The sequence below is a fragment of the Planctomycetia bacterium genome, from assembly GCA_016795155.1.
Taxonomy (GTDB): Bacteria; Planctomycetota; Planctomycetia; order Gemmatales; family HRBIN36; genus JAEUIE01.
The window spans coordinates 153,221-164,295 of sequence record JAEUIE010000050.1; the positions used below are offsets into that span (position 1 = coordinate 153,221).

Sequence of the window (11,075 nt, forward strand, 5' to 3'; positions counted from 1 at the left end):
TGTTGATGGAACAGGTAGTATTTTAACTGCATGGCAACGCTTTACGACGATGAAGTTCTTCAGTTCCAGTATCCCGAAAACTGGCAGGTAGAACGGCAGGATACTGAAGAGGGTTGGACTGTTTCAGTTCAAAGCCCTGGCACGGCATTCCTCCTGATCAGCTTTTACACCGAACGACCTGAGGTGCAGGATATTCTGCAAACGGCGTTGCAGGCCATGCAGCAGGATTATCCCGAACTGGAAGCTGAGCCTGTCAGTGAAAAGTGGAATCATCATGCCACGAAAGGTTATGATATCACTTTCTTCAGCCTGGATACGGTTAACCAGTGCCAACTGCGGGCATTACGTACGGCAAAAGCCTCCATTCTGATACTCTCACAGCACAGCACCTTTGATAGTGCAACTCATATCGCTGTACTTGATGCCATCCGGGTCAGTATGCAAATGAAAAAGTAAGCAGTCAGTCCTTAACGTTGAAATAGAGTCAGTTTGGCACGATTTATGAGGAAACACTGTTGTGTTCAAATTGAACTTTGGTTAGCCTTAAGGTTACTGACAAACAGCCAAGATGCACTGCATTCAGAATTCAAGGGAATAATTATTCTCTGGAAGTGAGGTAGAAGGTGTATCCAGCAGCAGCTCCTGCGTCCTCCCCTGAGCTTGAAAAGCATTACCATGATGCTGAGCAGGCGCTCCGTGCAGGAAATCCGCAACTGGCACGGCAACACTTCTTTCAGGCAATGGCTATTGCCCCCGAAGCGCCCAATATACATCACGGCCTGGCAACCTGTTGCTTCTTGTTAAGCGATCTCAATGGTGCGGTGTATCATTTCCAGGAAGTGCTCAGGCAGGATCCATCCCGGCTGGGTGCTGCCATCAATCTGGGTGCAGTCTATAACCAGATGGGCCGGCCTGATGATGCGCTGAATGTATTGCGACAAACTATCAAGCAGGATCCAAAACGAGCCGAAGCCTATTACAACATGGGGCTGGCATACCGCCTGAAGGGTCAGGTCGAACTGGCTATTCAATCCTATAAGGAAGCGCTGCATCACGATCCCCGTATGATGGATGCCCATTTCAACCTGGGCAACCTGCTCCAGGAGCTGGGACGTAATTCACAGGCAGTGCGATGCTATCAGCATGCCTTGGAATTGAAGCCTGATTTTGAGCCAGCTATCCAGGGGCTGGAAGCAGCACAGAAGGCATTGCAGGCTCAGCATCACCCGAAAACTCCGGTGATGGGATTACAGGTGCCTGGCGCTGGATCTTCAGCCATTAATCGGCCTTTGAAATCATCAATGGATATTCATCTGCCTCTTGATCCCAATACGGATGGAACAGGCCTGGCCAACCTGCACCGGGCTACGATCAGTTCCGAAACCGCTGCACGTGAAATGCTGCATGTTATTGAAGCAGAACTCGAACCAGCGATTCACGATCTCTCTTCACGTTTACTCGATACCAGAGCAGATAGGAGAGAGTTGATGGATTACCTCGAAAAATTTGAAATCGCCATGAACAAGACACGAGCGGTTCAACGTAGCTGGCAACAGTCCATGCAACAGATCAGAGATAACACTGAAAAGCTGATCAACCCTCACATAAATCCAACCCCTGCTCCGAATCAGGCAGCCAGATAAGTTTCCAGGTGCTGGATTGCACATGCAGTAACTGAACGATTCCTTGCAACGTGCCTGTCAGTTGAAGATTGATTTCAACTTCTAATCCTGCATCACCTTCATAATTTCCAGCAGCAATACATTTTACAGTGCCACGACATTGCGAAACCGGTCCTTCGTACTCCAGATAAGCCAGCCGATGGAGAGGCAACTCGGTTGCCTTCTGTTCACCAGAAGTTAATGGTTCCATCAGTTTCCAGGTTCTCAGCATACCCTGGCATTCCAGCATCAGGTCGTAATGCACGCCATTCCACTGATGTTCCAGCATAACATAGCGTGGTAATGGTATCGAGTTGGACATGCCTTCTCACCAATGCCTGCATAATCTGACAATACATGCATTATAACGAGGTTGATAACCATGCGTTGCCTGGTAACGGCAGGAAATACCCTGGTCAAGATAGATCAGGTCCGTTGCATCACCAGCGTGTTCACTGGCAAGACCGGCACGCAGATTGCCATGGAACTCCATCGCCATGGATTCGATGTCGTACTGTGCACGTCCAGACCGGAAGCCCTTCAGCAACTTGCCTCAAAGATCAATTTGGAGAATCGCTGGAGGATTTGTCACTATTCAACGTTCGAAGAACTACACGAAGTGATGCAGAAAGAAATTCAAGGACAGAATCTCGATGTGATTGTTCACTCAGCAGCAGTTTCGGATTATCTGTACGCTGGCGCCTATGTGCCAGACAGTTCAACCAGCTTTGACAGCGAATTGTTCTGCTTCAAATCATCCAAAGAACAGATCGCCTTTCAGAATGCTGCGACTGGTAAAATCAAAAGCAACCACAGTGAACTCTGGCTGCGTTTCACCCAGGCGCCCAAGCTGATTGACTTCATCAAAAACGACTGGAACTTCCAGGGTAAACTGGTGAAATTCAAACTGGAAGTGGGAGTGACGCGGGAACAACTCGAATCCATTGCAGAAGACTCCAGGTTGCAATCGCAAGCCGATTACATGGTGGCCAACACGCTGGAAGGCATGCATACCTGGGCAATTATGGGGCCAGTGCAGGGGGGGTATCGTGAGATTACTCGTGCAGAGTTGGCGACCAGTCTGGTTCAACTACTGAAAAGTAACGTAGATACTTGACAGTCACTTCAGATTTTTGATTCAATCAGGTGTACGGCCTGTAGGTAACAGGTCTCGAGCGAACGGGAGATGTGGAAACAAATCCTGGCTTGTGAGATGTGTAACTGTTTCGAATACCTGCGTTACTGCTGGAATGGGTAGCTTGTTGCCGACGAGATGCAAGAAAACTGAGTCTGGCGTGTCTGCAGGCAGCTCGAACCATTTCGCGCAATTGGCTCGGATCAGTTAATGCGGAACTGATGCGTTGCCTGACGAGCTTGAAGGCTAATAAGGCAATCTCAGCCGCCTGAGTTTGTTGCAATTGCAGTTTTGGATCTGGCTTCTCATCAGGATTATGGGTGATGACTAAACCGAAAGTTGCCACAGGTACTCTGCCAACGCGAATGACATACGGACCACTGTTGTCAGAAGCTGAACAAAGGGTTACGCCACCAATGAAGTCGAGTACATTGATGCAGTCTTCAACAGAGGACTGGTCGCCAGCCTGATTATGAGAACGCCCATGCATGTCCAAGTATAGCATCTAATATTGGAAATGCTGAAAATGTTACGCACCTGTATTTTTGTCACACATCAATTAGCTGATTGTGATTTGTGTATAGTGCTGCTATCCTGATGCATAACCATCGAAGGAGTGATTGAATGTTTCCACTTGGTGATGACAATTCGGATCGTCATTCATTTCCCATCGTCAACATTGCACTGATCGCAGCCAACGTCTTGGTTTTCGTGCTTTTTCAGGGAATGGGCACGAACGATCGTTTTACCATGGCATTCTCGACAGTTCCTGCTGAGATTATGACTGGCAAGGACCTTGTCACGGAGGATAAAACCGTTCGTGTCAATTCAGTGAATGGTCCGCAGGAAGTAACGGTACCCGGCTTGCAACCTACTCCGGTTTCAGTCTATCTGACATTACTCACTTCTATGTTCATGCATGGCGGAATTGCTCATATTCTGGGTAATCTCTGGTTCCTATGGATTTTTGGTGACAACATCGAAAACAGCATGGGTCGCGTTCGCTATCTGCTCTTTTATCTGCTGTGCGGCTTGCTGGCATCCATGACACATGTGTTGCTGAATCAAACAGGGCCATCGTCGCAGATTCCCAGTCTCGGAGCATCGGGAGCTATTTCGGGTGTGATGGGAGCATATCTGGTATTACATCCGCATCGTCGGGTAACTGTGGTCTTGCTGCGCATGGTGACACAAGTTCCAGGCTACATGGCGGTCGGCTTATGGTTTGTTTTCCAGGTAATCAGCGGACTTGGACTTCTGGGCGGAATGGAAACCGGTGTTGCTTACGGTGCCCACATAGGCGGATTTATCGCTGGTGCCGTTTTGGCTAAACCTTTTACCTTTGGCCGCCCTGTGTATCAGCCTGTGACGCGTTCACCATACCCTGGAAGGTTTCCTTATTAACTTCTCTACACCCCTTTGCCCCTCGAAGAGAGGGGCTGGGGGTGAGGGCATTGTCTGAATGGCAAAGCCCTTCGTTATGTGGACTACTACCATCTAGTAAGGAATAGGATTCATGAGTGCGTTTCGAATCAGTGATGAACTATGGCGAAAGTATCAGGAAGATGGTTACTTCATTGCAGAGAAATTGTTCGATGATGAGGAAATACGTTTGCTTGGGAGCATTGCGCGCGCTGAGCATCAGCAAAAGGAACGGGGAGTCAGCAGGCGTGATGGCCAGGGTGGCACCATCAAACTGACAGTGGAAAACGAACTCGCAGACAACATCTACTCCGCCATTGTGCGAAGTCCTCGCATAGTTGATTCCATGGAGAAATTGTTAGGTGGCGAAGTATATCATTTTCATCACAAGATGATTCTGAAAGAACCTCTGACGGGTGGCGCCTGGGAATGGCATCAGGATTATGGCTACTGGTACAACAATGCTTGTTTGTATCCATACCTGGCCAGCTGCATGATTGCAGTTGATCGGGCTACGAAGGAAAACGGTTGTCTGCAGGTTATTAAAGGCTCACACCATATCGGAAGAATTGATCATAATAAGGTCGGTGACCAGACTGGCGCTGACATGGAAAGAGTTCAGCAAGCCCTGGAACATCTGGAACTGGTGCACTGTGAACTCGAACCTGGTTCTGCCATCTTCTTTCATTGCAACCTGCTGCATTGCTCGGCACAGAATAAAAGCACGAATCCTCGCTGGGCATTCATTTGCTGTTATAATGCTGCACGCAACAATCCCTTTAAGGAATCACGCCATCCACGATATTCCTTCCTGGAGAAATGGCCGGACAGTCGCGTCAGGGAAATTGGGCAACGCGATCTGGCACGCCTGAAGGGATAATCTACGTTTTCTCCCCTCTCCCCTGGAGGGAGAGGGGTTGGGGGTGAGGGGGTCTTTTTGTTAGATGTTTTCGAAGCAATTTGGGGTCTAGTGCATGGCATCAGTTCGTATTGGATTACTGGGTTCAGGGTTCGTCAGTAACTTCTACATGCAGGGGCTGCAGAATGTAGCTGGTTGGGAAATACCGGTGGTTGCTTCTCCAAACCTGGAACATGCCAGGCAGTTTGCCAGGAAATGGGGAATTGCAGACGCAACAGATGATGTTAATGGTGTTATCAAGCGATCGGATATTGATCTCATCGTGCTTGGCGTACCCAATCATGTACATCACGACTTGGCCATCGAATGTGCCAAGTCAGGCAAGCATATCGTGTGCACCAAGCCACTGGCCCGTAATGCTCGCGAAGCATTATCCATGCTCAAAGCAGTGCAGGCTGCTGGCGTTATACATGGCTATGCCGAAACCGAAGTATTCAGCCCGGCTGTCATGAAGGCAAAGGCCTACATCGAACAGGGTGGTATTGGCAAGTTGTTATCCGTACGTTCCCGCGAGGCACATGGCGGGCCCCATGGCGACTGGTTTTGGAAAAAAGAGCTGTCAGGAGGCGGCGCTTTGCTGGATATGGGTTGCCACACCATCGAAGCGGCACGCTACTTCATGGGGAAAGAAAATCCCGTCGTGGAAGTCCTGGCATGGACAGACCGACTCGTTCACCATGAACGGACCGATGCAGAAGACAATGCAGTGCTGTTGATGCGTTTTCAGGGTGGACAACTGGCCCATGCCGAACTGAGTTGGACAGCGTCAGGCGGTTTGGATCTGCGTAACGAGGTGTACGGCACGCACGGAACCATTTTCACTGATGTGACTCGTGAAACATCGCTGCGTGTTTTTTCACAGGCAGGAGCAGGGTATACGGTTGAAAAAGCGCAAGCAGATAAAGGCTGGCTGTTCCCACCGGTCGATGAAGCCTGGGTATATGGCTATCGGGAAGAGATGAGGCACTTTATTGAATGCATTCAGAAAAATGAAAAGCCTCGTGAAACCTTTGAGGATGGCTACAGGGTCAACTGCATCCTTGATGCAGCTTACCGCTCAGTTACGAGCAGGAAATGGGAACCTGTAGAGTATGAAAGTTAAAGAGGAGAAGGCACTTAGCATCGTATAGAAAATGAAAAAGGGGCTAACGTCCCTGTAGCCCCGATCGAACTCGAAGAGATTCGGGATCAGCGAACAAACAGATGCATGTAGCGTCTGCCATCGGAACCCATCACCCAGGCGGCTCCGCCATAGGTGTAGTTATCGTAAGTGCAGCAGGTGCCCCAGCCCCATGAGGGTTCCAGAGCCCCACAACCGGCTGCAGTGGCCTGTGCACCGGAAGGCAGGTAATCAAAGTCACTCGATAAGTGACCATGTATTTGACTTGCGGCACGTGCTTTGGCGCAAGCTAAAGCCCCTTGAGTCAAAAGGGGATCATGAATTAAGGGCTGCAAGCCTCGCTTGGCGCGTTCAGCGTTTACTTCAGCCAGTGCATCGTCAGATCCATTGACTTTGGTGGCACTGGAAGACTTCTCCTCGGGCATGGGAGTTGAAACAACTGGCGCTGGGGACGGCTGGCTTACAGAAACAGCTTGAGGCTGGTTCCATCCAGATACATATCGCCTGTATCGCCGGTCTTTGGCATCACATACACAACCAACCAGTAATAACAAGGCGACAGATAGTGCTAACTTCATCGAACAATCTCTCAGAGAAACAACTAGTCAAAGAGCAGATAGCTTGCCACAAGTTCACCAGGGAACTTACAGCACATCTCTATTCACAAAGGAAACAATAGGACAATCCATGCCTTACACTGGTTGAAGGTTTCAACTAATCTGATGTGGGTGCACTTCCGTGTCAGATAGGAGTTAAAAGCCCAGTTGAGATTGGGCAGGACGTCGCAAGATGTTTACCAAGGTTGCGAATCGAGTCGCTTCTGTCTCTTACATGTGCACTATGCTATCAGGTATGTTTCGACTGGCAACCATGGGCACACTCGCAATCAATAAGAAGATGAGATTTTGATTATTGGGGCTTGCGATCCAGTATTTTCTTCATAGCTTCCTTGGCTGAATCAACAATCACAGGCGACATATCCTTCGCGTTGATGAGGTCAAGAAGCGGCTTGAGAGATGTAATGGTGCCCACTTCCTGAAGCACTTTGCATGCTTCAGAACGAATCACCACACTGCTGTTATTGTTCAAATAAGGCAGGACGACTGGTTCAACTTCATTACCCAAGGCAATCAGTGATCGTGTGACACGATCAACATCCATGCGTTCCCAGAGTTGGGCGATATTCGGTGCTGCTGAGATCGCACGTACTTCCACCAAGGCATCGAGCGCATTCAACTTCACACTGGCTGATTTGTCATCAAGCAATCGAACCAGCAATGAAGTTGATTCCCGTCCAGCCCAGGATGCGATCAGCTTGATCGCTGATTCCCGGAGCGTTGAATCCAGTTTTGAATCAGATGCTACCGTTTCCAGCACTGCAGCTACTTCCGCCTGCCGCGATGGATCAATTTTCATTTTTCCCAGCTTATCCAGTGCTGTTTGAATAACAGGCGTTTTCTCTCGCTGTTTCATATCCAGCAGCAAGGAAGTAATCGAATCGCCGTCGCGTAATTTAGCCAGGTTGGCTTGTTCGGGCTTGAATTCAATCGTGATGATGCGCTCATTCCGGGAATAGTACATCAATCGGGCGAAATTGATCTTGGTAGCATACCGTGCCGGGTCAAGCACTGGCCTGACTTCGACACTAAGCAGGTCGCCAGCCCAATGGGTTGTCACCTGGCCTTCGCCATTATCTGCCAGCATGGAAAACCGCTTCTGCAGTTCAGGAGACCATTGTTCCTTCGTAACACCAGGCATGTAGACAATAACGCTGGTAATGTCCGCCTGCCGCTTGGGTTCTGGCGGTGGAGACTTCTCTGCACGTAATGGTGGTCCAAAGGTAGTACTGGCACCAAGTTGATCAGAGACGGTAGAGTTCACTTTTTTCAGTGGCTGCGCCGATGCGCTGTTGATCATCCGTTTGACATCTTCTTCAGCGGTAGCAAGGTCTTTTTCGACAGTTGCCAGTTCAGTTTCCAGAGCAGCTTGCCCCTCGTGCGAACCGGGTTCGGGAACAGTCAGATGTCGACGTCTGGCAGATAAATGCGCTATCTTGCCTTTGAAATCCTTGTATTTTGTGGTGGCTTCAGCACTTTCCAGCGGGTCCAGTGCTTTGCGTATCTGTTCGATAGCTTGTTTGTTTAATCCAATACTTTCCGTGAGGTTACTGATATACTCCTGGCCCTTTTCGTGTTTCATGCTGGACCAGAGCAGATAAGCAATACCCGTGATCAGCGCGATGACGAGTATGGCTCCTCCGAGCGTTGCGTATTTGACTATACCCGCTGAATGATCCGGATAGCTGACTTGTTGATAGGAAGAACCGGAAGTGGATGTAGTTTTCTTTTTCCTGTTCGAATGATTGGCTCGTGGTGGCGGTTCAATTGGAGATTCGGATTGATAATCGAAAGAAACTGTCTCGGTTTTCAAACGCTCTTTAACAGGCTCTGCAGGTTCTTCATTGGCTTTCGGGGAATACTCACGGGCAAAAGCCAGCGGAACGGATACTTTGCAGCGAGGACAACGTATGGTGGTTTTAGCAGGATGGACTTCAACCTTGGTAGTTGCCTGGCATGAGGGACATTTGGCAATAAGGGTACGACGGCCTGCAAGTCCCATTCTTACTCCCTCTGGGGTATTGCCATTCTACCAATTGGGTTTGAACTGTTCATCTTTCGAACGATGATGGCGCAGCTTTTGAGTCAGCAGCGATAATGCCTGGCACTGAGTTTTAAATGCGGAAAGCAAATCATTCTTTTTGATATGGCCTGCAACTGCCTGCTGTAACTGTTTATGCTTTGCTTCTTCGATCTCCCACCCCTTTTCCTTGATGAGTTCAAGAAGGTTTGCTTCCGTCTGCATCAGCTTGTTCACCAGGGTAGCATCAATGGTATAGTTGCTTTTGCGATAGATTTTCAGGGCATCGCTGGCTAATTCGCGAGCTTCCGCCTCTTTTTCTGTTCGCCTCTGCAGGAACACACCCACCAACCCCGCAAGCACAATTACCACGCTGATCGCAAATATGATCATCCCGCTTTTCTGCAATGAAGATTGCTGATCAGCAGAAAGTATCAATGAAAAGATTGCCAAGCATGCTCCAAGTGTAATGGCAATAGCTGGCCAGGGGATGACTTTCCACCATTGGCGTTCTTTTTTGAATTGGCCTGAGGTCTCCACTTCGGGCACTGGAGAATCGCCTTGTATGCGAATGGCAACGACGGTAATGTTGTCAGGTCCGCCTCTCAGATTCGCCAGATCCACCATGAATTGGCAAGCTTCCTGAAGAGGCAGGTTTTGAGTAATGGCTCCCAATTCCTGGTCTGAGAGTTGATTGGATAAACCATCACTGCATACCAGGTAGATGTCACCTGGCATTACTGTATGTGGGCCTTCCACATCCACTTGAACCGTAGCCTCAGGCCCCAGGGATCGAACAATGACGTTGGAGGGGATCCCCGCAATGGATTCTGGAGTTACCTGCTGACGACGGGCCAATTCCCACTGCAGACTGTGATCAAAGCTCAGTTGTTCGATCTGAGTACCACGGATTCGATAGGCCCGACTGTCCCCCACGTGTGCTACCCACAACCCATCTGGCTTAATGAGTAATGCTGTGGAAGTTGTTCCCATTCCCTGGAATTCGCGATTCTGCTGCCCTTTTTGGTGAATGGTACTGTTAGCTTCGTCGAAAGCTTTTTTTAGAGCGTAATCAGCACCTTGACTCGCATGCTTTTGATAGGTGTGCGGTATTTGATCTGCTGCCAAGGCACTGGCTAATTCCCCTACAGCATGAGCACCCATGCCATCTGCGACAATGAGAACATGTCCCCTGTCTTTCCAGACATCCACAGTCGGGGCCAGGAGAATTCCATAGGCATCCTGATTATGGCTACGCCTCACCCCAACATCGGTGAGACTGGCTACTTCAATTTTATCGAAACCTATTGAATCTGATATCACGATGCTGTGCCGTCCGTTACCGAGAAGCTTGGTAACACTATCTTAACATGTAAGATTATGTTAGAAAGAGAAACTCTTTCTGGCTCATCTTGTATTTTTTGAATGAACCGTTACTATGACGAAGTTGTCTGAAAAACAGACACATTCCCTGGTAGCTCAGCGGTAGAGCAGCCGGCTGTTAACCGGCTTGTCGTAGGTTCGAATCCTACCCGGGGAGCTTGCAAGCCTTCATCGAGGCTTTATCTACAACACGGTTTACGCACCACGCCAGGCAGAGAGTCTGGCGTTTTTGCGTTAAGTCTTTTGAGTTTTGGAACTGAACTGCGGGCTGAAAAACGGCCAAGAGAACATGGATTCAGTAATGAGTTGCAGCCAATAACCCAAAACTGATCGAAAACCTCTCTCTATCTCTGGAGAGAGAGTACCGAGGGGTTTACAACAATCGTCACTTTGAACCAAGTCAGGAAATGGTTTATGGTGGTTCACTAGATCGTTTACACATTAAATGAACTAGGAAATGAGTTATCGGTTTGTCATTCCTCAATTATCGAGCGATTATGGTCTGCCTTCTGTTTTAGTTTTTGACGACGCACCCACATTAGTGTCGTTCCACTGATTACAATTACAAAACCCACCGTTGTTGGTTCGGGGACGGCAGTAATACGCATGAAGTAGACATCCTGCCCGCCATTAAATGTTGCAGAGAATACAACATTAGCTCCATTATCGTCTGAGCTCATGTCGTAATAATCACCAAGCTTGTTTTGCGAAGGAAAGCCCAACATATGGTTGAATGTTGGTGTTACTGCGATATTGCCTAACCAGGTTGCCCCTGCATCAAATGACCATGCATACTTC

Annotated in this window: 12 protein-coding genes and 1 tRNA gene; 7 read left to right on the forward strand and 6 right to left on the reverse strand. The window is 48.9% G+C overall.

The window, feature by feature from the left end:
* Nucleotides 1–30: 30 nt before the first annotated feature.
* Nucleotides 31–456, forward strand: a complete 426-nt coding sequence (locus tag JNJ77_17385) for a hypothetical protein (protein MBL8824364.1) — start codon at nucleotides 31–33, stop codon at nucleotides 454–456.
* A gap of 167 nt (nucleotides 457–623) precedes the next feature.
* Nucleotides 624–1,643, forward strand: a complete 1,020-nt coding sequence (locus tag JNJ77_17390) for a tetratricopeptide repeat protein (GenBank protein MBL8824365.1) — start codon at nucleotides 624–626, stop codon at nucleotides 1,641–1,643.
* Here JNJ77_17390 and JNJ77_17395 read toward each other — a convergent pair.
* Complete coding sequence (locus JNJ77_17395; protein MBL8824366.1) at nucleotides 1,594–1,983, reverse strand: hypothetical protein; 390 nt, start codon at nucleotides 1,981–1,983, stop codon at nucleotides 1,594–1,596. The two genes, JNJ77_17390 and JNJ77_17395, sit on opposite strands and share 50 nt — an antisense overlap.
* 60 nt (nucleotides 1,984–2,043) lie before the next feature.
* On the opposite strand from JNJ77_17395, the gene JNJ77_17400 reads away from it, so the two are divergent.
* Nucleotides 2,044–2,778 (forward strand): bifunctional phosphopantothenoylcysteine decarboxylase/phosphopantothenate synthase, encoded by a 735-nt coding sequence (locus JNJ77_17400; GenBank protein MBL8824367.1) that lies wholly within the window; start codon nucleotides 2,044–2,046, stop codon nucleotides 2,776–2,778.
* Between the two features lie 25 nt (nucleotides 2,779–2,803).
* Here the strand turns inward: JNJ77_17400 and JNJ77_17405 are convergent, their stop codons facing one another.
* Complete coding sequence (locus tag JNJ77_17405; GenBank protein MBL8824368.1) at nucleotides 2,804–3,286, reverse strand: hypothetical protein; 483 nt, start codon at nucleotides 3,284–3,286, stop codon at nucleotides 2,804–2,806.
* A gap of 134 nt (nucleotides 3,287–3,420) precedes the next feature.
* Between JNJ77_17405 and JNJ77_17410 the strand changes: the two genes are divergently transcribed.
* From JNJ77_17410 to JNJ77_17420, 3 genes are all read left to right on the forward strand, one after another.
* Nucleotides 3,421–4,200: a rhomboid family intramembrane serine protease gene (locus JNJ77_17410; protein ID MBL8824369.1), complete on the forward strand. Its 780-nt coding sequence runs from the start codon at nucleotides 3,421–3,423 to the stop codon at nucleotides 4,198–4,200.
* 112 nt (nucleotides 4,201–4,312) lie between these two features.
* Nucleotides 4,313–5,098 carry a phytanoyl-CoA dioxygenase family protein gene (locus tag JNJ77_17415; protein MBL8824370.1) on the forward strand — a complete coding sequence of 262 codons (786 nt, stop codon included), beginning with the start codon at nucleotides 4,313–4,315 and terminating at the stop codon, nucleotides 5,096–5,098.
* Between the two features lie 94 nt (nucleotides 5,099–5,192).
* Nucleotides 5,193–6,239: a Gfo/Idh/MocA family oxidoreductase gene (locus JNJ77_17420; GenBank protein MBL8824371.1), complete on the forward strand. Its 1,047-nt coding sequence runs from the start codon at nucleotides 5,193–5,195 to the stop codon at nucleotides 6,237–6,239.
* An 86-nt stretch (nucleotides 6,240–6,325) separates the two neighbouring features.
* Here the strand turns inward: JNJ77_17420 and JNJ77_17425 are convergent, their stop codons facing one another.
* The 3 genes from JNJ77_17425 to JNJ77_17435 all read right to left on the reverse strand — a co-directional run bounded on the left by JNJ77_17425 (nucleotide 6,326) and on the right by JNJ77_17435 (nucleotide 10,217).
* Entirely contained in the window at nucleotides 6,326–6,835 is a 510-nt protein-coding gene (locus JNJ77_17425) for a hypothetical protein (protein ID MBL8824372.1), read from the reverse strand.
* 331 nt (nucleotides 6,836–7,166) lie between these two features.
* On the reverse strand, nucleotides 7,167–8,876 hold the full coding sequence (locus tag JNJ77_17430) for a HEAT repeat domain-containing protein (protein ID MBL8824373.1): 1,710 nt from the start codon (nucleotides 8,874–8,876) through the stop codon (nucleotides 7,167–7,169).
* Nucleotides 8,877–8,903: 27 nt separating this feature from the next.
* On the reverse strand, nucleotides 8,904–10,217 hold the full coding sequence (locus JNJ77_17435; GenBank protein ID MBL8824374.1) for a protein phosphatase 2C domain-containing protein: 1,314 nt from the start codon (nucleotides 10,215–10,217) through the stop codon (nucleotides 8,904–8,906).
* Between the two features lie 145 nt (nucleotides 10,218–10,362).
* Here JNJ77_17435 and JNJ77_17440 point away from each other — a divergent pair.
* A tRNA-Asn gene (locus JNJ77_17440) sits at nucleotides 10,363–10,434 on the forward strand.
* A gap of 316 nt (nucleotides 10,435–10,750) precedes the next feature.
* On the opposite strand, the gene JNJ77_17445 is transcribed toward JNJ77_17440, so the two are convergent.
* Nucleotides 10,751–11,075: hypothetical protein (locus JNJ77_17445; GenBank protein MBL8824375.1), on the reverse strand; the 325-nt coding region annotated here is incomplete at its 5' end.